Here is a 22,374-nt window from a genome sequence, read left to right as displayed (position 1 = left end):
CATCAAGGAGTACACATGGACACCAGCCGTCCGATCATCGCCCTCGACCTTCCCGGCGCCGAGGCTGCCCTCGACTTCGTCGCGAAGTTCGACGAGAGCCTCTTCGTCAAGGTGGGGATGGAGCTGTTCTACGCGGCAGGTCCGAGTGTCATCACCAGCCTCAAGGACGCCGGGCACGATGTTTTCTGCGACCTCAAACTCCACGACATCCCCAACACCGTCAAGGGTGCGGCCATAAGCCTGTCCCGACTGGGAGCAGATCTGCTGACCGTCCACGCCGCGGGCGGAAAGGCCATGATGGAGGCAGCTCTGGAGGGCCTCGGGGATGCGGCCGGGACCACTCGTGTCATCGCCATCACCCAGCTCACCTCGACCTCCCCAGAAGCGCTCAAGACCGAGCAGCTCATCGAGGTGCCGCTGGCCGAATCGGTGCGCAACTACGCCAAACTTGCCCAGTCGGCCGGTCTGGCTGGTGTCGTCTGTTCGGCCCATGAGGCCGCCGACATCGCCTCGGTGACGGGTTCGGGCTTCCTGCGTGTCACCCCCGGTATCCGTCCGGCAGGCGCCGCGGTGGGGGACCAGTCCCGGGTCGCCACCCCTGGCAACGCGGCCTCGATGGGCTCCTCGGCCATCGTGGTGGGCCGTCCCATCACCAAGGCCGACGACCCGGTCGCGGCCTATCACGCCATCCGCGACGAATGGAATGCCGGACGCACGGCAGCCTGACGACAACACCACCTGGAGGAAGACCGTCATGACCGTCACCAACAAGGAGATCGCCCAGCAGTTCGCCGAGCGTCTGCTCGACATCGAAGCTGTCTCGCTGTCCCCGGATGCCCCGTTCACCTGGGCCTCCGGCCTGCACTCACCGATCTACTGCGACAACCGCGTGACCCTCTCGGACCCACAGATCCGTGACCTCATCGCCTCGGGCCTGGCCGAGCTGGTGCGCGCGAATTTCGATCAGGTCGACGTCGTCGCCGGGACCGCCACCGCTGGCATCGCCCACGCCGCGCTGGCTGCCGATCGTCTCGGTGCCCCGATGGCCTATGTCCGTTCCGCCCCCAAGGACCACGGACGCGGCAACCAGATCGAAGGACGCATCCCGGACGGCTCCAAGGTCGTCATGGTCGAGGACCTCATCTCCACCGGCGGCTCGGTGCTCAAGGCCGCTCAGGCCGTCGAGCGAGAGGGATCGACGGTGGTCGGCGTCCTCGCCTTGTTCTCCTACCAGCTGGAGAAGGGGCATCGTGCGTTTGAGGAGGCCGGTCTGCCGCTGTACACCCTGTCGAACTACCCGACCCTCATCGAAGTGGCAGCGGAGTCCGGACGCATCACCCCGGAGCAGCTGGCCACCCTGCAGACCTGGTCCTCAGATCCGCAGGCCTGGTCCGACGCCCACTGATTCCTTTCATATGAGCCTGTCCAGGCTGGCCTCATCGACTCACATCGATGCCGAGAACCGGCTGGTGAGACATATTCGTGGCCTCGTCACATGACGGGGCCACGAGCCCGTTCCGGGGAAGACGATCAGAGGTAGCGGCGTGCTACCTCGACGGTCTCACCTACATATCCGCCGCCGAAGAGGAAGCAGTGGACGATGAGCATGTGGAGCTGGTGCAGCCCAACTCGTTCCTGCCAACCGTCGGCCAGTGGGGACTCCTCGTCGTAGGCGGCACGAATCTCGTTGGTGAAGGGGGCACCAAAGACCGACAAGGAGGCAAGGTCCTCCTCGGCATGACCACCTTGGGCAGCAGGATCGATGAGGACGACTCCGTCGGAGGTCCACATGAGGTTCCCGGACCACATGTCACCGTGCGTACGAGCGGCAGGATCGGTCACCAGGGCGGGCTGGTCGTGGTCGAGCACCCCACTGGCCAGCCGGTCGACGAGTTTGGACATGATCGCGCGGGCGTCGGCGTCAAGGCTGTCCATGTAGGGCTCGATGCGGTGGCGGGCGTAGAACTCTCCCCACGAGTCAATGTGTTCGGAGGGCAGGCGCAGGGGAGCGCGACCGATATATCCGCCGTCAGGGGTGAACCCGTCGGGTGCCGCTCCCAGGTGGGATGCCCCTGCTGCGTGGGTGTGAGCCAGGCGTCGACCGAATTCCTCAGCCGCCTCACGGGTGGGACGGATCGGGGAGAGCTCGGGTTCCGCGAGCCAACCATTGCCATGGTCCAACACCTCGACGATCGCAGCTCCAGCGGGCTGGGCAGCCGCGAGCCATGTCAACCCGGCAACCTCGTAGTCGATGGCGTTCTTGTGGTGGTCGGTCTTACGAAAGGGCATGTATCCCACGGTAGACGCGTAGGATGCAGCCGAAACCACCTCGTCCATCAGAATGGAGTCTCGTGTCTGCCGGTGATCACCTCATGACAGTCCATCTCGTGTCGATGGGCTGCGCCCGCAACGACGTCGATTCCGAGGAGCTTGCGGCCCGCATGGAGGCTGGCGGATTCCGTCTCGTCGACGACCCCAGCGAGGCCGAGACGGTCGTCGTCAACACCTGCGGATTCATCGAGCAGGCCAAGAAGGACTCCGTCGACACCTTGCTGGCGGCCGCAGACCTCAAGGGCCACGGACCCACTCAGTCGGTTGTAGCGGTTGGGTGCATGGCCGAGCGCTACGGACGTGAACTGGCCGAGTCCCTCCCCGAGGCTGACGCCGTGCTGGGATTCGACGACTACGACGACATCGCCGATCGGCTTCGCACCATCCTCGACGGGGGATCCATCGAGGCCCATGTTCCGCATGACCGTCGCACCCTACTTCCGATCAGCCCGGTCGATCGCAGGCCAGCCAGCTCTGGTGTGTCGATTCCCGGCCATGGCACCGCCCCTGATCTGTCGGCCACGATGGCCCCGGCCTCGGGCCCTCGAGCCACCCGGCGCCGTCTCGGCTCGGGACCCAGCACAGCGCTGAAGATGGCCTCGGGCTGTGATCGTCGCTGTGCCTTCTGTGCCATCCCGCGATTCCGGGGCTCCTACCTCTCCCGACCTGCCGCCGAGATCGTCGAGGAAGCACGCTGGCTGGTTGACCATGGCGTCAAGGAGGTCTTCCTCGTCAGTGAGAACTCCTCCTCCTACGGCAAGGACCTGGGGGATCTGCGCGCTCTGGAGAAACTCCTCACCGGCCTGGACAATGTCGACGGGCTGGAATGGATTCGGGTGTCCTACCTGCAACCCGCAGAGCTTCGACCGGGGCTCGTCGACACCATGCTGGCGACCGCCAAGGTCGTGCCCTACTTCGATCTGTCCTTCCAACACGCATCAGGGCCGTTGTTGCGCCGGATGCGCCGCTTCGGTGACGCCGAGTCCTTCATCGACATCATCGAGTCCATCCGTTCGCGTTGTCCGGAAGCCGGCTTCAGGTCGAACTTCATCACCGGCTTCCCCGGCGAGACCGAGGCCGATGTCGAGATCCTCGCCGATTTCCTGCAGCGGGCGCGGCTCGATGTTGCTGGCATCTTCGCCTATTCCGACGAGGAAGGCACCGAGGGAGCCACCCTCGACGGCCATGTCGACGAGGACGTGATTGCTGCTCGACGCGAAGATCTCGCCGATCTCATCGACGAACTCGTCTCCCAGCGCGCCGAGGATCGTGTCGGCACCCGTAGTCGGGTCATGATTGAGGAGACCGGCGAAGCCATCGTCGGCAGGGCGGAGCATCAGGGCCCGGAGGTCGACGGGGTCGTGACCCTCGTCGATTCTGCCGAGGTGAGCGTCGGCGACATCGTGGACGTCGATTTCGTCGGCTCTGACGGCGTCGACCTCGTTGCGCGCCCGGTACTGACCTGAGCGTCATTGCCACGGCATCGGCACCACCGTGGTCCCACGGCGCTGACGTCGACGGACCAATCGGGAACCATTTCGGGGCGGTGAGTCGCATCAGGCGTCGTCACGCGAGATACTGTGCCCATGGCCACGAAGAAGGACCGCTCCAGCAACATCAACGTTCCGAATGCGCTGACCCTGCTGAGAGCCGTTGCGGTTCCCGTCTTCGGATGGATGCTGTTGGCCCATGCCCATGAGGGCGGCTGGCGGACGGCGACGACGATCGTCTTCATGGTGGCGATCCTCACCGATTTCGTCGACGGCAAGATTGCCCGCAAGTACAACCTCGTCACCAACTTCGGCAAGATCGGTGACTCCATCGCTGACAAGGCGCTCACCGGCATGGCCTTCATTGGCCTGTCGATTCTCGGCGAGTTGCCATGGTGGATGACGATCATCATCCTGCTGCGCGAGTGGGGCATCACCGTCATGCGGATGAAGATGCTCAAGTATGAGGTGATGGCGGCCAACAAGGGCGGCAAACTCAAGACCGCTATGCAGTCCCTGGCAATCACGCTGTTCTGCCTCGGCCTGTGGCGAACCCCGACCTTCGTCGACGTCTTCGCCTGGGCCGTCATGATCATCGCCTTCCTGCTCACCGTCGTCACTGGCCTGGTGTACATCAGGGACGCCATCCAGATCCGTAACCGTGCCAAGAACGCTGGGGTCAAGCCGGTGAAGTCTCGGAAGCAGAACCTCAAGTGACCGGCGACGAAGGCGCACGTCGATTCATTGCCGGGTTGTCGGAACGCGGTCTGACGGCGGCAACCTGCGAATCCCTGACAGCAGGCCTGGTCTCGGCGACCATCACGACCGTTCCGGGGGCTTCGGCGGTCTTTCGTGGCGGTCTGGTGACCTATGCCAGCGACCTCAAGACCAAGCTCGCTGGGGTCGATGCCGGCTGGATCGCCGAGAACGGGGTCATCAATTCCATCACTGCGGCTCAGATGGCGATGGGATGTCGGAAGGCATGCCGGGCTGACATTGGTCTGTCCTGCACCGGGGTTGCCGGGCCAGATCCCCAGGACGGTGAGGGGGCCGGAACAGTCTTCATCGGTGCGGTGTACGAGGGAGCTCCGATCGTGAAGCGTCTTCAGCTGGAGGGGCCACGCGAGGAGATTCGACGGGCGACGGTCCAGGCACTTCTGGACCTCGGATGCGAGGTTTTGAGCGGTTCGCAGAACTGACGACGACCCCGTAAGAAAAATGTGAAGAATTTCGCCGTGTGGGGAATGTTTCATCCGCTGGGAGCGTTGTCATGGATGAATCACCTAGGAGGAGACGCCCATGAAATCAGCTATGCTGCGTGAGATGCTCGGCGAGTCGCTGCGTGAACAGAGGTTCGCACAGGGCCGCACTCTGCGTGAGGTGTCTTCTGCCGCACGCGTGTCCCTCGGATACCTCTCGGAGGTCGAGCGGGGCCAGAAGGAAGCTTCCAGCGAGCTCATCCTCGCCATTTGCACCGCTTTGGACCTCCCACAGTCCGAATTGATGCGCATCGTCAGCGACAAGATGCTCAAGAGCGAAGGCACCCCCGAGCACCGCATCACTGTTGCGGCATGAACAACACCCTGAACTTCTGTGTTGTGGGTCTCTCGACCACGAATGGCCCGGATTGGTTCCGCCATCTGGGCGGCGCGCGGCCTGATCAGTCAGTCGGTGCGTGGACGATACGAATTGCGATTCCGAGAGCGCGCAACCGGGCCAGCTCGTCGGGATCAGCTGAGTCGTCGGTGACGAGGAGGTCGACGTCCTTGGCCTCAGCCAGCTTTGCCAGGGTGACTCGGCCGATCTTGGAACCGTCCACAGCCGCGATGATGCGAGCTGCTCTCTTGATCATGGTGTGGTTTGCAGCGGCTTCGATGCCGTCGTGGGTCGTCAGGCCACCCTCGGCACTCAGTCCGTCACACCCCACGATGGCGGTGCCGACGTTGACCTGCTTGAAGGTGGACTCGGCCAGGGAGCCGACCAATTCCAAGGAGGAGGGGCGTAGCACCCCGCCGGTGATGAGGACACGTTGCTGGCCCTGGCCGGCGGCCTCGAGGGCGATACTCACGGAGTTCGTGATGAGGGTGAGGTCATGGCGATGATGCAAGGCCCGGACGATCTCAGTGGTCGTCGTGCCGCCGGTGAGCCCAATCGCGTGACGTCCCACCGGAAGCTCGGAAGCAACGGCATGCGCGATGGCTTCCTTGGCGCGGCGACGACGGCCGTCCCGCAAGTTGACGGGCAGTTCGGCACCCGTTCCGGCGCGGCGAGCTGTTCCATGTGAGCGAATGAGAAGGCCTTGCTCAGCGAGTGAGGCAACATCGCGTCGGATCGTCGCAGCACTCGCTCCCAGGGTGGCCGCCATGGCCCGCAAGGGGACCTCGTCGTGGTCACGCAACATGGCGAGAATGGCGACCATGCGGTCGTTTCGCCGTGAGGATGATGAATGGGCATCCGACGGCATCGTCATCGCTTCTCCTTTCGCGCGACTCATGGCTCGTGGGGAGAGCCGTGCAGTGAGCGTTCGCACATCTGCGCTGATCTTATCCTGCCCTTATGCTTGTCTTCATGACAGAGACCCAATTGTGGACGCGACTGGCTGAGGCCCTGGGTGACGACTACTGCCGAATCTGGGCTGCACAGCAGGCTGTACCGGGTCTCGACTCACGGACTGTGCAGGAAGCCTTGGCTGATGGGGTCGATGCCAAGACGATTTGGCGGGCCTGCTGGGAGGCACTGGAGCTGCCCGACTCGCTGCGCTGACCTGGGGAGATGGACGTGTCCGGACGCCGAGGAACGGTGCCAAAACGAAAACGGAACAAAACCGGAACACGACGCGCTGCAAAGTCGTCAGTGGCATCTGGAAGGGTTGTCCACAAGCGAGCGGACAGCCGTGACGGCAGTCATCCACAGGAACGAACTTGGCTGACGGATTGTCCGACCTCGCTCCTACAGTTTGAGTGATGACACGGGGAAACCGGTGTGTCTCCCTCATCACGACACATGACCAACGCTGCGGCGATGCCGCGCGGCAAATGGGGCGGGAGACCGCCTTCAAGGAAGGAACGACATGGCAGCGACCGCAGATCGCGAACAGGCCCTTGCCACGGCCTTGCAGCAGATCGAGAAGCAGCACGGCAAGGGCTCCGTCATGCGCCTTGGCGAGCAGGAGACCGTGAAGATTGCGGCGATTCCGACGGGATCGGTGGCCCTGGACGTCGCCCTCGGTGTGGGAGGCCTCCCACGCGGCAGAATCGTCGAGATCTATGGTCCGGAGTCCTCGGGCAAGACGACGGTGGCCCTGCACGCCATCGCGAACGCTCAGGCCGAAGGCGGCATCTGCGCCTTCATCGACGCCGAGCACGCCCTCGACCCGGAGTACGCCCGCAAGCTTGGTGTTGACACTGACTCCCTGCTGGTGAGCCAGCCTGACAACGGTGAACAGGCCCTCGAGATTGCCGACACCCTGGTGCGGTCGGGCGCCCTTGAGCTCGTCGTCATTGACTCCGTCGCAGCCCTCACCCCGAAGGCTGAGATCGAAGGAGAGATGGGTGATTCCCACGTCGGTCTGCAGGCTCGCCTCATGAGCCAGGCCTTGCGCAAGATGACCGGTGCCCTCAACGCGGCCGGGACGACGGCCATCTTCATCAACCAGCTGCGCGAGAAGATCGGTGTCATGTTCGGCTCCCCGGAGACGACTACCGGTGGACGCGCGTTGAAGTTCTACTCCTCGGTGCGACTGGACGTGCGCCGCATCGAGACCCTCAAGGACGGTTCCGAGATGGTCGGTAACCGTACCCGCGTCAAGGTCGTCAAGAACAAGGTCGCCCCGCCGTTCAAGCAGGCCGAGTTCGACATTCTCTATGGCCAAGGCATTTCCCGAGAGGGAAGCCTCATCGACATGGGCGTGGACTGCGGGATCATCACCAAGTCCGGATCGTGGTTCAGTTACAACAATGAGCAGCTGGGTCAGGGTAAGGAGAATGTCCGCAACTTCCTCAAGGGCAACCCGGACGTCGCCAACGAGGTCGAGGACAAGATCCTCACCCACCTGGGTCTGCGTGAGGCCGAAGTTCCCGAGGGAGTCGATCCCGAAACCGGTGAGGTGGAATTCTGAGCCGGCGACGCAAGGATTCTCCAGAGGAGTTGACCGACGACCAGTGGTACGAGGAAGCTCGCGAGATCTGCCTCAAACGACTGGATCGTCGGGCCAACACCCGAAGTGAACTCGCAGCAGCTCTGGATTCCAAAGGTGTGCCCGAGCAGGTGCGTGAGGCAGTCCTTGATCGCCTCACCGAGGTGGGGCTCGTCGATGATGCTGACTTTGCCAACCGATGGATAGCGTCCCGTCACGGTGTGCGGGGTCTGTCCCGCAGAGCAGTGGCAGTCGAATTGTCGCGCAAAGGGGTCGATTCCCAGATCATTGAGGACGCGACCTCCCAGATCACGGAGGCTGACGAGTTGGATGCCGCCACTGAACTCGCAGTGAGCAAGCTGCGGGCAGGTCGAGGTGTCGAGGAAGCCCGTCTGACCCGCCGGGTGTTGGGTGCCCTGGCCCGCAAGGGCTACGGACCCCAGGTCGCCTGGGCCGCCATCCGTGCCGCCCGCGAGGAACTCGGTGAGGAACCCCCCGAAGCGCCGATGACCGGCCCCTTCGACTAAGGTCGTATCGTTTGCCCCTCACCTCGGTTTTCCTGGCACCGACGTCAGGGGGGCGACGGTGCAGCTCCGAGTCAGGATGTGAGGAAGGGTAGAGGTCATGCTCATCGCACTCGTCGTGGTGGCGGTGCTCTCAGTGGCAGTCATCATTGGCTGGCTGGCAGATCGTCGAGCCATTGGCAGGAGGGCGGAACGAGCAGAGTCAGAACGCGATGCGAAGGCATTGGAGCTATCCCGCAGCGAGGAGCGCCTGGTGCGTGCGACTCAGGATCTTGCGGACAGTCGTGACGAGACCGAGGCAGCTCGCGCTGCGCTCGAGTCCAGTCGAGTGCGGCTCGCTGATGAAGAGCGTCGAGCCGATCATGCCGAGCAGGCTCGCCACAGCGCCGAGGCCCTGCTTGAGATCAACCAGCGCTCTGCCGAAGAGTTGACAGAGCGTGATCGTCAGCTGCGCGAAGCCCGTCGCCACCTCGACGACGGCCTCGACAAGCTCGAGAGGGAGCGCTTGGAGTTGGCGGAGCGCAGCTCCCACCTCGACGAGCGGGACGCCGAGCTCGATCGACGTGACGAGCAGATTGTCGCGGAGCTGGAGCGCGTCGCCGGGATGTCCCTTGGCCAGGCCCAAGACGAACTGGCAGAGCACCTCGGCAGAGAGTCTCGTGCGGTGGCTGAATACAGTGCCCGGGCGATCATCGCCGAGGCGACGACGAACGCCGAGGGCAAAGCTCGGCACATCGTGGCTGATGCCATTCAGCGGTGTTCCTCCGAGATGGTTGCCGACACCGTCGTCAGCGTCGTTCCACTGCCCAGCGACGAGATGAAGGGTCGCGTCATCGGGCGAGAAGGCCGCAACATCCGCACCTTCGAGCAAGTGACGGGAGTCACGGTCATCATCGATGACACTCCGGGCATCGTCTTGCTGAGCTGCTTCGACCCCATGCGGCGCGAGGTGGCCCGACAGGCTCTCGTAGATCTGGTCGAAGACGGTCGCATCCACCCCATCAGCATCGAGAAGGCTCATCAGCGAGCCGTCGACCACATCGAACAGATGTGCCTGGAAGCCGCGTCCGAGGCGCTGTCCGAAGCCGGGATCGGCGACATTGACGATCGGCTCCTCCCCATCCTCGGGTCCCTGCGCTTCCGGACCTCCTACGGCCAACAGGTGCTCGATCACTGCGTCGAGTGCGCCCGACTCGCGGCCACCCTGGCAGCCGAAATCGGTGGCGACGTCGACACCTGTCGTCGTGCGGCCTTCCTGCACGATCTCGGTAAGTCCCTCACCCCGGGGGTTGGGGGGACCCACGCGGCCATCGGTGCCGAACTGGCACGACGCCATGGGGAATCCGATGAGGTCGTGCATGCCATTGCAGCTCACCACGATGAGATTGAGCCCGTGAGCGTCACGGATCTCATCGTCAAGGCTGCCGATGCAATCTCTGCGGCCCGCCCAGGAGCACGTCGAGATTCCTTGGAGGCCCATGTCCGCCGGATGGACACCATCGAGGAGATTGCCACCAGCTTCTCCGGGGTCGAACGGGCATTCGCCCTGCAAGCTGGACGTGAGGTCCAGATCCTCGTCGATCCGGGTACGGTGGACGATCTGCACGCATCCCGACTCGCACGCCAGATCGCGTTGGCGGTGGGGGAGCAGGTCACCGTGCCAGGACGCACCAGGGTTACCGTCATCCGCTCCTTCCAAGCCGTGGAGACGGTGGGAGAATCCTGAGCCACCAGCCCTTGTGGAAACGTGGTGGTTCGGGATGCCGTCCCGAGCAGCCAGCTCAGGCGATTCCCCAGGTGAGGGCGACCTCGTCCCCGGATTCCAGGCGGATGGCGTCTCCATGGGTGGGTCCCTCGTTGAAGGCGTCCGGCCCGCATGTCATCGGTTCGACGGCGAGGCTGAGGCGGTCATCTGGAGTGTAAATCTGCGCCCAGCCCATGGTCGCATCTCCCCACAACTCATGGCTGGTCTCATCGCTGGTGACTTTGATGCGCCATGCCGGCGATCCAACGGTTCCTTCACGATCCAAGGTGTAGGCGGTGTCGAAGGTGCGCTGACCGAGCGACTGCCCACTCATCGTGTGGACCTCGTCCATCCCACAAATCCGCACCGGCAGAAGCCGATCGTCAACCTGCAGCCAGGATGCAAACGGGGCGTCAATCTTCCACTCATCGATGGACCCGCCGAGGCAGAAATAGGGATGGGCGGCATAGCCGAAAGGCACTGCCGTGGCCCCGACGTTCCGAGCTCTCACGGTGACCGTCAGTCCGTGATCATCCAGGTTGTGGGTCAGCCGGACATCAATCGTTCCAGGCCAGCCAGGCCGAGCCATGATCCGGATCTCCTGGGTCACCGAGGAGTCGGTGTGCTCGACGAGGTGCCACGGCGACCACGCCACCAGACCATGAATGGCATTGTTGCGATCGACCTCGCTGATAGCCAGCTGCTGGTCAACGTCATCGAATCGGTAGCGGCCGTCACGGATGCGGTTGGGCCAGGGGAGGAGCTGCTGCCCCTGCGACGAAGCGGGGGACTGGTCGGCCTCAAAGGTCTTGATGACGTCGTCTCCGTTGTGGCGAAGACTGCGAAGGGTGGCTCCCTGCTCCGCCACGACGGCCTGCCAAGGACCGTGGGAAATCTCGTACTGGGTGCCGGTGGGGAGTATGACGTCATTGATCATGATGAAAAGCCTATCGTCCCGTCCTTTCCGGGCGCTAATTCTTAAGCCCCAGTACCTGCAGGTACTGGGTTGTTATACTATTGTTAGTCGAGTTGATAGTGCCCAACGGAGGGCAGGTGAACCGGCAGTGTCGTCGGTCCTTCCGTTGCGACGACTCACCGATGCTGAAAGTAGGTGAATCTTGTCCAACAACAATGCTACTGCGACCCGCCATCGCCTACGGGTTCCGTCAGCTTTCACAATCCTTTTCGTCCTCACAGTCCTCGCCGTTGCGTGTACATGGCTCGTCCCAGCCGGAAGTTACTCAAAGATGAGTTACTCCGCAGGTTCGCAACAGTTGGTCATTGTGGATCCTCATGGCACCATGACGAAGCATGCGGCCACCCAGGAGACCCTCGACAAATATGGGGTCGCCATGAAGATCTCGGAATTCACCTCAGGGTCCATGACGGGGTCGGTGTCAGTACCAGGCACCTATCAACGCCTGGCATCCCATCCAGCCGGTATCGGAGAGATTACGAACGGCATGGTGACGGGAACGATCGAGGCCGTCGACATCATCGTTTTCATCCTTGTACTGGGTGGCCTCATTGGCGTTGTGAGGGCTAGTGGCGCATTCGAGGCCGGTCTCGGGAGACTCACTGCCAAGTCCAAGGGAAAAGAGTTCCTCCTTGTCCTTTCCGTGTCCCTGTTCATGATCGTGGGCGGAACGACGTGTGGACTCGAGGAGGAGGCAGTCGCCTTCTATCCCATCCTTGCTCCGGTCTTCATCGCCATGGGGTATGACGCTCTGGTCGTCGTTGGGTCGGTCTTTCTCGCTGGATCGATTGGTACGTGTTTCTCGACCATCAACCCGTTCTCCTCTGCCATCGGAGCGAATGCGGCCGGTATTCGACTCACCGAAGGCATGCCATGGCGTGTGGTAGGGCTGGTCGGAGGAGCGGTAGCTGTCGTCATCTATCTCGCCTGGTATTCACGAAAGGTGAAGGCAGATCCGGAATTCTCCTACGTCTGGGAGGATCGCGACGCTTTTGCGGCTCAGTGGGGTTTGGGTAATGACGGCGCCGAGGTGGGATTCGATTGGCGTCGTAAAGTCATCCTCGTCCTCTTCGCGTCAGCCTTTCCCATCATGGTGTGGGGAGTTATGGCCCGAGGATGGTGGTTCCCGGCGATGGCGTCATCATTCCTCGCCATTGCCATTGTCATCATGTTCATTGCTGCGACCGGACCGAATAAAATCAGTGAGAAAAAACTCGTCGATGCGTTCAGCGCAGGATCATCAAGCCTGGTGGCCGTCTCCCTCATCATCGGGTTGGCGCGTGGAATCAATCACATCCTCAATGAAGGCTTGATTTCTGACACCTTGCTGTATGAGTCAGCCAAGGTGGTCTCCCACGTCAATGGCCCCGTCTTCGTGCTGTCCCTGCTCATCGTGTTCTTCCTGCTGGGATTCATCGTGCCCTCGTCGTCGGGTCTGGCCGTTCTGGCACTGCCGATCATGGCTCCTCTCGGCGACACCGCCGGGGTGTCGCGAGCCACAGTGTTGTGCGCCTATCAGTGGGGTCAGTACGCGATGTTGTTCCTGGCACCCACAGGATTGGTCATGGCAACTCTGCAAATGCTGGACATCAGGTACTCGCACTGGCTGAAGTTCGTGTGGCCATTGGTCGTGTTCGTCCTGGTGTATGGCGGGATCCTCCTGGTCCTGCAGACGATGGTGTGAGGGACGGGCTGGTCCGGTACGTGGGCTGATGACGTAGAGTGTTCGCGCCATGCCCAGTAACACCGTGCGGCAGACCGAGGCCCCGACCTACCGGGTCGTGACCTACGGATGCCAGATGAATGTCCATGACTCCGAGCGCATTGCCGGTCTCCTCGAGGAGGCCGGCTACGTTCCCGATCCCAGAACCGACACCTTGGCGCCGGCTGACGTCGTCGTCTTCAACACCTGTGCAGTCCGGGAGAACGCCGACAATCGTCTCTACGGCACCCTCGGCCACATGGCCTCGGTGAAGTCGGCTCACCCCGGTATGCAGCTGGCCGTCGGCGGCTGTATGGCTCAGAAGGACAAGGACACGGTCGTCGCGCGGGCACCATGGGTGGACGTCGTCTTCGGCACCCACAACGTGGGCTCCCTGCCGGCCCTGCTCAAGCGCGCCCGTCACAATGCCACGGCCCAGGTGGAGATCGAGGAGTCCCTGGTCACCTTTCCGTCGAACCTGCCCACCCGACGCGACTCGGCATACTCGGCCTGGGTCTCCATCTCGGTGGGATGCAACAACACCTGCACCTTCTGCATCGTTCCGCAGCTGCGCGGCAAGGAAACCGACCGACGCCCCGGTGAGATTCTCTCGGAGATCCGAGCCCTCGTTGACGAGGGAGTCCAGGAGATCACCCTGCTCGGTCAGAACGTCAACTCCTACGGAGTTCAGTTCGGTGATCGTGGCGCCTTCGCCAAGCTGCTGCGGGCCTGCGGTGAGATCGACGGTCTAGAGAGGGTGCGGTTCACCTCACCCCACCCGGCCGCCTTCACCGATGACGTCATCGAGGCCATGGCCGAGACCCCCAATGTCATGCCCAGCCTGCACATGCCTCTGCAGTCCGGGTCTGACGAGGTGCTGCGCCGGATGCGCCGATCCTACCGGTCCAAGAAGTTCCTCGGAATCCTTGACCGGGTGCGCGAGGCCATTCCGGACGCCGCCATCACCACAGACATCATCGTCGGGTTCCCCGGGGAGACCGACGAGGACTTCGCCGAAACCATGCGTGTCGTCGAGGAGTCGAGGTTCTCCGCTGCCTTTACCTTCCAGTACTCCATTCGTCCCAACACCCCGGCAGGGATCATGGAGGACCAGGTCCCCAAGCCGGTCGTCCAGGAACGCTACGAACGCCTCGTCGATCTCGTCGACGACATCGCCTGGCAGGAAAACAAGGCTCAGGTCGGTCGCACCGTTGAGGTGATGTTCGCCGAGGGCGAGGGGCGCAAGGACGAGGTCACCCATCGCGTCACCGGAAGGGCCCGGGACAACCGCCTGGTTCATGTCAGCTTGGCCCCAGATGACGAGGTTCCGCGTCCGGGCGACATTGGAGAGGTCGTCATCACGTCCGGTCATCCCCATCACCTGGTTGCCGATGGTGGCCTGGTGAACCTGCGCCATACCCGTGGCGGCGACGCATGGCAGATCCGTGAAGGGTCATGCGCTCAGCCCGGCGTCACCATGCTCGGTATTCCGACGATCGGCGCGGCGCAGGGCTGACAAGGGGGTGGCTCGGAGCCTGCTGTGAAACCTATTCAGACATGCGACGAGGGATGGTGCTCAGTGAAGCACCACCCCTCGTGTCGCAGCTCATCCGCTCCCATCCGGAGCAGGTCCCCTCAGGGGACGGGCCGCGTCATGTCGTGGACGACTCAGAGGTCGCCAAGCTTGTCCTTGAGGGCATCCTGGCCCTTGTCGATCTGATCGGAGAACTTGCCGCCGGTCTTGTCGTCGACAGTGTCGCCAGCCTTGTCGATGCCCTGCTCGACCTTGTCGCTGTGCTGGCTGACCTGGTCCTTGATGTCGTCCTGGTGGTCGCTGATGGCGTCCTTGGCCTTGTCGAAGAGTCCCATGTGATCTCCTTTCGGGAGTTTTCCCCCTCTCGGGGATGACCCCTTTAGGCTACACACGAGATGGTCCACTCATGTGAGGTTTTTCGCTCTACGCGTTGGCCCCGCAATGTCGTTGCCGTGCGTAAGGATGAACGTGTGAATTTGCCGGTCATTTGTCTTCTCGGGCCTACTGCCAGCGGAAAATCAGGGTTGGCGGTGCGAGTCTGTTCACGCCTGGGACGTGAAGGGCGCCCCGCCGAGATCGTCAACACTGATTCAATGGTGGTGTATCGGGGGATGGACATCGGTACCGCCACCCCTACCCTTTCCGAGCAGCGTGCAGTGAGGCACCACGTGGTGTCGATCCTTGACGTCACCGAGCCCTCCTCAATCGTCCTCATGCAGAAGTTGGCGCGCGAAGCGACCGAAGAGTGCTTGTCTCGCGGTGTCGTCCCGGTGCTCGTCGGCGGTTCGGCCCTGTACACCAAGGCCATCGTCGACGAGATGACTATTCCCCCCACTGATCCGACGGTACGGGCGAAGTGGCAGAAACGTCTGGAGGCCGAAGGTCCGGAGGCCCTGCACAAGGAACTGGCACGACGGGATTCCAAGGCGGCTGAATCGATCCTGCCGGGGAATGGCAGGAGGATCGTGCGAGCCCTCGAGGTCATTGACCTCACCGGATCCTTCACCGCCACCATTCCCGACGGCACCTCCCACTGGCCTGACACGGTGCACATTGGTCTGGAACTTCCTCGTGAGGACATGGATCGACGGATAGCCGATCGCGTCGACCAGATGTGGGAGAACGGACTGGTCGACGAGGTTCGTGCCTTGGTCGACGTCGGATTGAGGGACGGCCTCACGGCAAGTCGAGCGCTGGGATACCGGCAGGTGCTGGAGTTCCTTGACGGCGAGTATGACGAGGAGGAGGCCCGTCGTCGTACCGTGACCGGCACCCGCCGCTTCGCCCGGAAACAGCTCATGTGGTACCGCCGGGACGAGCGTATCGAATGGTTCAATGCACTTGATCCCGATCTCGACGACAAGGTTGTGGCGCGGGTGTTGACCGCCCTGTCCACCGACGAGGAGGATTGACGACATGACGACGACGTTCTGGAAGGCACACGGGACCGGCAATGACTTCGTCATCGTCGACCGCCCCGAGCCCCTGACCCCTGGGCAGGTGCGGTGGCTGTGCCACCGTCGATTCGGTATCGGCGGCGACGGCACCCTGCAGGCTCTGCGGGCCGGCGACGTCGCCGGGTGGGACGGCGATCCGGAACTGTGGTTCATGGACTACCGCAATGCCGACGGCACCGTCGCGGAGATGTGCGGCAACGGACTACGAGTCTTCGCGCGGCACCTCGCCCGGACCGGGCGCATCGCGGGTGACGAGGCTGACGTCGCGACGCGGGCCGGTGTTCGTCACGTCAGCCTGTATGACAACGGCGATGTGTCGGTGACGATGGGGACGGTCCGGGTCGAGGGCGACGACCTCACCATCGAACATCAGGACATGTGGTGGCCGGCATGCAAGGTTGACGTCGGCAACCCACACGCTGTGGTCGTGACAGACCACACCACCGTCACTGCGCTCAACCTCGACGAATCGCCCACCTGGCGTCCACGGTCGGCCTTCCCCGAGGGGGCCAATGTCGAATTCGTCGAGCAGCTGGACGGCCATTCGGTCTCGATGAGGGTCCATGAGCGCGGATCGGGAGAGACGATGTCGTGCGGTACCGGAACCGTGGCCGTGGCAGCGACGATGGCCACCCGTACCGGTCACCGTGGTCCGTGGACAGTCCATGTGCCCGGTGGCCACGTCATCGTCACCCTCACCCCTGCTGACGACGGCTATGACGCGGTGCTGACGGGCCCTGCGGTCATTCTCGCGACCGGGACGGTCAGCCTTCCCGAGGAATGAGGAACACCGAGGTCAATGAACCGCCGTTGACCTGTCGGCTCCTCCTCCTACACTTGGCCCGATGACCTCGAAGCACGAGGTATTGAGGGCACGAGACAGTGGGCCAACAGGACGGGGACCGGGTGAGCGACACCGAACGATTCGACGACGAGCGCGAGGATGCGCCCGAATTCGTTGAGGACTTCAACGACGATCAGAACGAATATGACGGTGACCAGTTCGACCTGGATGCCCGGTTGTCCTTGACTCGTGTGCCGGGCATGTCGACCGACCTGTCCGACATCTCGGAGGTCGAGTACCGACAGCTGAGGCTCGAACGGGTGGTGCTCTGTTCGGTGTGGACCAAGGGGTCGGCTGTCGATGCCGAGAACGCCATGGCCGAGCTCAAGTCACTGGCTGAGACCGCGGGGTCACAGGTCCTCGAGGCCGTCATGCAGAGGCGAACGACCCCGGATCCGGCGACCTACATCGGTTCGGGCAAGGTGGCTGAGCTCGCCGAGGTGGTCCGAACCACCGGAGCTGACACCGTCATTTGTGATGGTGAACTCGACGCCGCTCAGCTTCGAAACCTCGAGGACCGCGTCAAGATCAAGGTGGTGGACCGGACGGCGTTGATCCTCGACATCTTCGCCCAGCACGCTCGTAGCGTGGAAGGTCGTACTCAGGTCGAATTGGCCCAGCTCAACTACCTCAAGCAAAGGCTGCGTGGCTGGGGCGGAAACCTCTCCCGTCAGACGGGTGGTCGCGCGGCTGGTGGCGCCGGTATCGGTGGTCGTGGCCCCGGTGAGACCCGGATCGAAACCGACAGACGACGTATCGGTCATCGCATCGCTGTGCTGCGTCGTCGTCTCAAGCGCATCGAGTCCACCCGTGCCTCCAAGCGGGCTGATCGCCTTCGCAACAAGGTACCCTCCGCCGCCATCGTCGGATACACCAACGCGGGGAAGTCCTCCCTGCTCAACCGGCTGACCCGTGCCGGAGTGCTCGTCGAGGATGCCCTCTTCGCCACCCTCGACCCCACCACCCGTCGTACCACGACGGCGGATGGTCGCGTCTACACCCTCACCGACACCGTCGGCTTCGTGCGGCATCTTCCCCACGACCTCGTCGAGGCCTTCGCCTCGACCCTCGAGGAGACGGCAATGGCAGACGTTCTGGTGCACGTCGTCGATGCATCTGACCCCGACCCCATCGGGCAGGTCGACGCCGTGCGTGGTGTGCTCGCGGGAATCGGTGCCAGCGACATTCCTGAAATCCTGGTACTCAACAAGATTGATCGTCTCGACGACGACACCATCTTGACGTTGCGGTCGACCTTTCCCAGTGCCCATGTCATCTCGGCTCATACCGGAGAGGGAATCGACGACCTCGTAACAGCCATCGAGGGGTCGCTGCCGGTGCCGTCCCAGAAGGTTGACGTGGTCATGCCCTATGCGCGCGGAGACCTCATGGACAAGATCCACCGCGACGGGACGATCGAACTCATTGACCACACCGCCGATGGCACCCATGTCATCGCCCATCTTCATCCTGCGCTGGCCGCTGAGGTCGAGGAGGCGTGTCATGGCGCGTGAGCCGGCTGAGGTCAGCAAGATGTGTCGCGATCTCCTCGGCGTAGCCGTCTCCCAGATGGGGGGTCAGGAGAGATCTGGCCAGGTGACGATGGTCGAGGCCGTCGACCAGGCGATGCGTGAGGAACTGCATCTCTTGGTTCAGGCCGGAACCGGAACCGGAAAATCCTTGGGGTATTTGGCGCCTGCTCTGGTCCATTGTGTCGAGGAAGGGGCGCAGGTCGTCGTCGCCACTGCCACCCTTGCCCTGCAGACGCAGCTCGCCCACAAGGACATTCCGGCAATTCTCGATGCCTCGGACAAGGTCCTGTCCCGTAGGCCGAAGGTGGCCGTGCTCAAGGGGCGCAACAACCACGTCTGTCTGCACAAGGTTCGCGGTGGATCGGCGGGGGCCAGAGGACAGGACGCCCTGGTCCCTGGGGCTGATCTCGCGGCTGAGGCCGAGGACACCAGGGAGGCTGGGACGGCGCCGGCCTCCGCACTAGGCGCCGAGGTCGTCATGCTGCGTGAATGGGCCGAGAAGCAGGTCGAGGAGTCGGGGCTCGGCGATCGTGATGACGCACCTCCGCACACTCCGTTGGCGTGGGCCCAGGTAAGTGTGCCAGCCAACGAGTGTCTAGGGGCTCAGCGCTGTCCCTTCGGCAGCGAGTGCCTCTCCGAAGCAGCCCGTGAGAAGGCCCGAAAGGCTGACCTCGTCGTCACCAACCACGCCATGCTCGCGATCGATGCGCTGAACGGTAACAACGTGTTGCCGGAGCACGACACCGTCATCATCGACGAGGCCCACGAGCTGGTGGATCGGTTCACCGGGGCTGCTTCCAAGGGGCTGTCTCCCTCCCTCGTGACGATGACGTCGAAACGGGCCTCGACATGGCTTGACGACGACGTGAGCGCTGATCTGCTCAATCAGGCGGACGTGCTGGCCAGGGCCTTGGAAGCGACCGAGCCGGGACAGGTCACCGAGCCCGAGGCTCAGGTCATACAGGCGTGCACGGTATTGCGAGATCTGGCCAGGGAAGCAGTGAGCCAGTTGGGTCGACGGGACGAGGATTCCAGGGAATCCGTCGACGCCGAGAGGGTGCAAGCTCAGGCCACCATGCGCGAGGTTTTCGAGATCGTCGACCGCATGGTGTCGATGGCAGTTGCTGACGTGGTGTGGGTCTCGGAATCGGAGAAGGGGTACCGCAGCATTCACGTCGCTCCATTGAGCGTGGCAGGCCTGCTGCGCGAGAACGTCTTCGCGGGGGCGATCACGATCCTGACCTCGGCCACCTTGTGCATCGGCGGTAGTTTCCTGGCCACGGCAAGGAACGTCGGGCTGTCGCCACGTGAGCAGATCGAGGGGGACGCTCCGGAGGTTCTCGATACTCAGATGGGGTGGCGAGGGGTTGACGTCGGCTCACCGTTCGACTACTCGAAGCAGGGGATTCTGTATGTCGGTAAGTCCCTGCCGCGCCCGGGTCGAGATGGCATCGCGCCAGAGGTTCTCGACGATCTTGCCGAGCTGATCTGGGCCGCTGGTGGACGTACCCTCGGGCTGTTCTCCTCCCACCGCAACGCGGTGGCTGCTTCCGAACACATGCGCAGGGTCATGCCGGACATTCCGGTGTTGTGTCAGGGGGAGGGACATCTGGCCGATCTCACGCGCCGATTCACGGCTGATCCGCGGACATGCCTCTTCGGGACCTTGTCCCTGTGGCAGGGGGTGGACGTTCCTGGTGACACGTGTCGGTTGGTCATCATTGACCGGATTCCCTTCCCACGTCCGGATGACCCGCTCATGGCGGCACGGGGCAAGGCAGTTCAGGATGCTGGCGGTAATGGATTCATGACGGTGTCGGCCGGACATGCGGCCCTCCTGTTGGCCCAGGGGGCGGGCCGGCTCATTCGACGTTCCGACGATCGGGGAGTCGTTGCGGTTCTGGACCCGCGGTTGGCGACGGCGCGATATGGCGGTTTCTTGAGGGCGTCCATGCCCTCGTTCTGGACGACAACGGATCGTGAGATGGCTGTCGGAGCTCTGCGCAGGCTGGGGGAGTGACCACCAGGGTCACAGTCGTCTCATGATGGAGACGGCGCGACCGATGAGAGAAGCATCATCGAGGTTTACCGGTGAGTGAGCGGGGTTCGAGGCCATCAGCCACGGTTTCCCTCCGAGCTTGGCCAAGGAACGGATGATGGTCGTGCCACCCACTGTGGCCGCCACGAAATAGGTCTCGGGCGGGTCGTCGGGAAGGTCCGCCACGGGTAGCTGTTGGACGAGGACAAGGTCTCCGACGTGGAAATCGGGTGCCATCCCATCGTCACGGACGACGACCACCACGTGGTCTCCGTGGCTCAGTAACTGGGAGGGAACCGCGATGACAGTGTCGTGATGCTCGTCATCGGCAATTTCATTCGGGTTGAAAACCTCGATCTGAAAGGCCTGGGGTCCGTGCGGATCATTGACGTCGACGATGTCCTCAACGACCTCGAGGGTGCCGTCAGTGCGTCGCAGCAGGCCGAGATCGATGAGCGCGGAGATACGCCTCTGGACGGTCGATGTACTGGCTGCTCCCGTCATGTCAGCCAGGGCACGAACAGTCGGTGCGCGACCGTCGCGACGCAGCCCTTCCTTGACGGCGGTAAGCACCGCGTGCTCCTTGGCAGAAGGTTGACGGGTAGTGGTGAACGGGACAGCCGACGAGACGGCGGCCGAGTCCGAGGAGTCGGTTCCGGGCGTATCGGTGGTCATGCCAGTCACGGTATAGGTCGGGTACGACAGTTCCCCGTCGGCTCTGTTTGATGGTTGTTCCGGAGCATGGGGACGGCGTCGATCTGAGCTCTCAGGAAACCTGTGAATTGCTTCTGACTAGGTTGTTCTCCTGGTGTTCCAGTCTGATGACGGTGAACCTGTCGGTCGGGTCGGATGTCATGGATGGTGCCGGCGGAGGTTGTGCCGCCGGGCCCTTCCCCGGGATCCATTCCGGGGACCGCTGACGGGAGCGGATGGCTCTCGTCGACAGAGAGGTGATCCGATGAGTGCTCAGACGTACGAGTGGGATGTTGAGACGACGACCAGTCGGCAAGGTGACCTGGTCATCGGACCGTGGCAGGATGAGCTGGCCGAGCCGGTGGTCGTCATCGATCGTCAGGAATTGATGGCAGGGAGTCCCAGTGCCGTCGCACGCCATGAACCCGTCCACGATCGGTTCTGGGACGTCGCCGTGATGGCTACCGTTGTCGTGATGATCGTTGGTGTGATCCTGTCCCTGGGACGCCTTGGTCAGGTGTGGCAGGGCAACTCCGAGAGCGGTCACCCCGACCCGGCTGCCGTCGTCCAGACCGATGGACATCAGTCGGACGACCTGCCTGATATCAGGTCCTGACGGTGGAAGGTGGTCGTGTGGACTGAGCATCTTCGGCGTGTCACGCGTGGCAGCTTGACGAACGATCAAACGACATCCTCAATGATCCCTCTCGACACCAGATGTTGTGGCGAGTAACCTCACCATCCCTACAAGTTGTGTTTTCGGTCCAAGTTCGGAGTAGTCTTCTGGATCGACGGCGTATCTGCCGTTCGGAACCCAGCAAGGTCGGGGAAGGAGGCGACGATGCGCTGTCCGTTCTGTCAGCATGACGACTCACGAGTCCTGGACTCCCGAGTCTGCGAGGACGGCACTGCGATCCGTCGGAGACGGCAGTGTCCCGTGTGTGAACGACGGTTCACCACCATCGAGCGCATGCAGATGACGGTTCACAAACGCAACGGCATCGAAGAACCCTTCTCCCGAGACAAGGTGATCCGTGGTGTGCGCAATGCATGCAAAGGACGCCCGGTCACGGATGCCGACCTGGCCTTGTTGGGTCAACGCGTCGAGGACGGCCTTCGAGCCCGAGGAGTCGCGGAGATTCCGAGCGACGAGATTGGGTTGGCAATCCTGGGCCCACTTCGTGAGCTGGATCCCATCGCCTATCTGCGGTTCGCAAGTGTGTATCTCAATTACGACACCATCGAGGACTTCGCCACCGAGATCGATCGGTTGCGTGATGAGTCTCCCGAGAAAGTGCGGTCCCCGGGCCGCAAGCGGCCTTCGAAGCAGGACGAGCCGCTGTTCTGACGAGCCGTGGCCAAGTGCGCCTCAGC

At 63.0% G+C, this 22,374-nt stretch carries 23 protein-coding genes; 18 read left to right on the top strand and 5 right to left on the bottom strand.

What is annotated here, in order from left to right:
* Positions 1–15: 15 nt before the first annotated feature.
* A complete protein-coding gene (gene pyrF, locus PALO_RS06075; protein WP_004811594.1) occupies positions 16–726 on the top strand; it encodes an orotidine-5'-phosphate decarboxylase in 711 nt (236 codons plus the stop codon).
* A 28-nt stretch (positions 727–754) separates the two neighbouring features.
* Positions 755–1,405, top strand: coding sequence for an orotate phosphoribosyltransferase (gene pyrE / locus PALO_RS06070; protein ID WP_015582833.1), 651 nt, complete (start codon positions 755–757; stop codon positions 1,403–1,405).
* A gap of 125 nt (positions 1,406–1,530) precedes the next feature.
* Here the strand turns inward: pyrE and PALO_RS06065 are convergent, their stop codons facing one another.
* Complete coding sequence (locus PALO_RS06065; protein ID WP_015582832.1) at positions 1,531–2,337, bottom strand: fructosamine kinase family protein; 807 nt, start codon at positions 2,335–2,337, stop codon at positions 1,531–1,533.
* A 35-nt stretch (positions 2,338–2,372) separates the two neighbouring features.
* Between PALO_RS06065 and rimO the strand changes: the two genes are divergently transcribed.
* The 4 genes from rimO to PALO_RS06045 all read left to right on the top strand — a co-directional run bounded on the left by rimO (position 2,373) and on the right by PALO_RS06045 (position 5,396).
* Positions 2,373–3,797 carry a 30S ribosomal protein S12 methylthiotransferase RimO gene (gene rimO / locus PALO_RS06060; protein ID WP_041710269.1) on the top strand — a complete coding sequence of 475 codons (1,425 nt, stop codon included), beginning with the start codon at positions 2,373–2,375 and terminating at the stop codon, positions 3,795–3,797.
* A gap of 120 nt (positions 3,798–3,917) precedes the next feature.
* Complete coding sequence (gene pgsA / locus PALO_RS06055; RefSeq protein ID WP_004811587.1) at positions 3,918–4,538, top strand: CDP-diacylglycerol--glycerol-3-phosphate 3-phosphatidyltransferase; 621 nt, start codon at positions 3,918–3,920, stop codon at positions 4,536–4,538.
* The gene (locus PALO_RS06050; protein ID WP_004811585.1) at positions 4,535–5,020 is read left to right on the top strand and encodes a CinA family protein; all 486 of its coding nucleotides are present in this window, start codon (positions 4,535–4,537) and stop codon (positions 5,018–5,020) included. The genes pgsA and PALO_RS06050 overlap by 4 nt, the downstream gene beginning before the upstream one ends.
* A 100-nt stretch (positions 5,021–5,120) precedes the next feature.
* Complete coding sequence (locus PALO_RS06045; RefSeq protein WP_004811583.1) at positions 5,121–5,396, top strand: helix-turn-helix domain-containing protein; 276 nt, start codon at positions 5,121–5,123, stop codon at positions 5,394–5,396.
* Between the two features lie 85 nt (positions 5,397–5,481).
* Here the strand turns inward: PALO_RS06045 and PALO_RS06040 are convergent, their stop codons facing one another.
* Complete coding sequence (locus tag PALO_RS06040; protein ID WP_036902406.1) at positions 5,482–6,240, bottom strand: DeoR/GlpR family DNA-binding transcription regulator; 759 nt, start codon at positions 6,238–6,240, stop codon at positions 5,482–5,484.
* 149 nt (positions 6,241–6,389) lie between these two features.
* On the opposite strand from PALO_RS06040, the gene PALO_RS06035 reads away from it, so the two are divergent.
* The 4 genes from PALO_RS06035 to rny all read left to right on the top strand — a co-directional run bounded on the left by PALO_RS06035 (position 6,390) and on the right by rny (position 10,206).
* Positions 6,390–6,584, top strand: coding sequence for a DUF3046 domain-containing protein (locus PALO_RS06035; protein ID WP_004811580.1), 195 nt, complete (start codon positions 6,390–6,392; stop codon positions 6,582–6,584).
* 307 nt (positions 6,585–6,891) lie between these two features.
* Positions 6,892–7,938 carry a recombinase RecA gene (gene recA / locus PALO_RS06030; protein ID WP_015582828.1) on the top strand — a complete coding sequence of 349 codons (1,047 nt, stop codon included), beginning with the start codon at positions 6,892–6,894 and terminating at the stop codon, positions 7,936–7,938.
* Positions 7,935–8,483 carry a recombination regulator RecX gene (gene recX, locus PALO_RS06025; RefSeq protein ID WP_080634302.1) on the top strand — a complete coding sequence of 183 codons (549 nt, stop codon included), beginning with the start codon at positions 7,935–7,937 and terminating at the stop codon, positions 8,481–8,483. Before recA ends, recX begins: the two co-directional genes overlap by 4 nt.
* 97 nt (positions 8,484–8,580) lie before the next feature.
* The gene (gene rny / locus PALO_RS06020) at positions 8,581–10,206 is read left to right on the top strand and encodes a ribonuclease Y (protein ID WP_015582826.1); all 1,626 of its coding nucleotides are present in this window, start codon (positions 8,581–8,583) and stop codon (positions 10,204–10,206) included.
* Positions 10,207–10,261: 55 nt separating this feature from the next.
* On the opposite strand, the gene PALO_RS06015 is transcribed toward rny, so the two are convergent.
* A complete protein-coding gene (locus PALO_RS06015; RefSeq protein WP_015582825.1) occupies positions 10,262–11,161 on the bottom strand; it encodes an aldose 1-epimerase family protein in 900 nt (299 codons plus the stop codon).
* A gap of 181 nt (positions 11,162–11,342) precedes the next feature.
* On the opposite strand from PALO_RS06015, the gene PALO_RS06010 reads away from it, so the two are divergent.
* Positions 11,343–12,884 carry a YfcC family protein gene (locus PALO_RS06010; RefSeq protein WP_080634301.1) on the top strand — a complete coding sequence of 514 codons (1,542 nt, stop codon included), beginning with the start codon at positions 11,343–11,345 and terminating at the stop codon, positions 12,882–12,884.
* Between the two features lie 49 nt (positions 12,885–12,933).
* Positions 12,934–14,418, top strand: a complete 1,485-nt coding sequence (gene miaB / locus PALO_RS06005; RefSeq protein WP_004811566.1) for a tRNA (N6-isopentenyl adenosine(37)-C2)-methylthiotransferase MiaB — start codon at positions 12,934–12,936, stop codon at positions 14,416–14,418.
* A gap of 152 nt (positions 14,419–14,570) precedes the next feature.
* Here miaB and PALO_RS06000 read toward each other — a convergent pair whose 3' ends face one another.
* Positions 14,571–14,771, bottom strand: coding sequence for an antitoxin (locus PALO_RS06000; RefSeq protein ID WP_015582823.1), 201 nt, complete (start codon positions 14,769–14,771; stop codon positions 14,571–14,573).
* Positions 14,772–14,888: 117 nt separating this feature from the next.
* Between PALO_RS06000 and miaA the strand changes: the two genes are divergently transcribed.
* The 4 genes from miaA (at position 14,889) to PALO_RS05980 (ending at position 20,289) form a co-directional block, all read left to right on the top strand.
* Positions 14,889–15,848 carry a tRNA (adenosine(37)-N6)-dimethylallyltransferase MiaA gene (gene miaA / locus PALO_RS05995; protein WP_015582822.1) on the top strand — a complete coding sequence of 320 codons (960 nt, stop codon included), beginning with the start codon at positions 14,889–14,891 and terminating at the stop codon, positions 15,846–15,848.
* Between the two features lie 4 nt (positions 15,849–15,852).
* Positions 15,853–16,677: a diaminopimelate epimerase gene (dapF, locus tag PALO_RS05990; protein ID WP_015582821.1), complete on the top strand. Its 825-nt coding sequence runs from the start codon at positions 15,853–15,855 to the stop codon at positions 16,675–16,677.
* A 122-nt stretch (positions 16,678–16,799) separates the two neighbouring features.
* Complete coding sequence (gene hflX / locus PALO_RS05985) at positions 16,800–18,251, top strand: GTPase HflX (protein WP_015582820.1); 1,452 nt, start codon at positions 16,800–16,802, stop codon at positions 18,249–18,251.
* Complete coding sequence (locus tag PALO_RS05980; RefSeq protein ID WP_015582819.1) at positions 18,241–20,289, top strand: ATP-dependent DNA helicase; 2,049 nt, start codon at positions 18,241–18,243, stop codon at positions 20,287–20,289. Before hflX ends, PALO_RS05980 begins: the two co-directional genes overlap by 11 nt.
* 9 nt (positions 20,290–20,298) lie before the next feature.
* Here the strand turns inward: PALO_RS05980 and PALO_RS05975 are convergent, their stop codons facing one another.
* Positions 20,299–20,982 carry a LexA family protein gene (locus PALO_RS05975; protein WP_015582818.1) on the bottom strand — a complete coding sequence of 228 codons (684 nt, stop codon included), beginning with the start codon at positions 20,980–20,982 and terminating at the stop codon, positions 20,299–20,301.
* Positions 20,983–21,265: 283 nt separating this feature from the next.
* Between PALO_RS05975 and PALO_RS05970 the strand changes: the two genes are divergently transcribed.
* On the top strand, positions 21,266–21,616 hold the full coding sequence (locus PALO_RS05970; RefSeq protein WP_015582817.1) for a hypothetical protein: 351 nt from the start codon (positions 21,266–21,268) through the stop codon (positions 21,614–21,616).
* A 225-nt stretch (positions 21,617–21,841) separates the two neighbouring features.
* A complete protein-coding gene (nrdR, locus tag PALO_RS05965) occupies positions 21,842–22,348 on the top strand; it encodes a transcriptional regulator NrdR (RefSeq protein ID WP_015582816.1) in 507 nt (168 codons plus the stop codon).
* The last annotated feature ends 26 nt before the right edge of the window (positions 22,349–22,374 follow it).

It is taken from the genome of Cutibacterium avidum 44067 (assembly GCF_000367205.1).
In the GTDB taxonomy this organism is placed as follows: domain Bacteria; phylum Actinomycetota; class Actinomycetes; order Propionibacteriales; family Propionibacteriaceae; genus Cutibacterium; species Cutibacterium avidum.
This window is presented reverse-complemented; position numbering and strand designations above follow the sequence as displayed.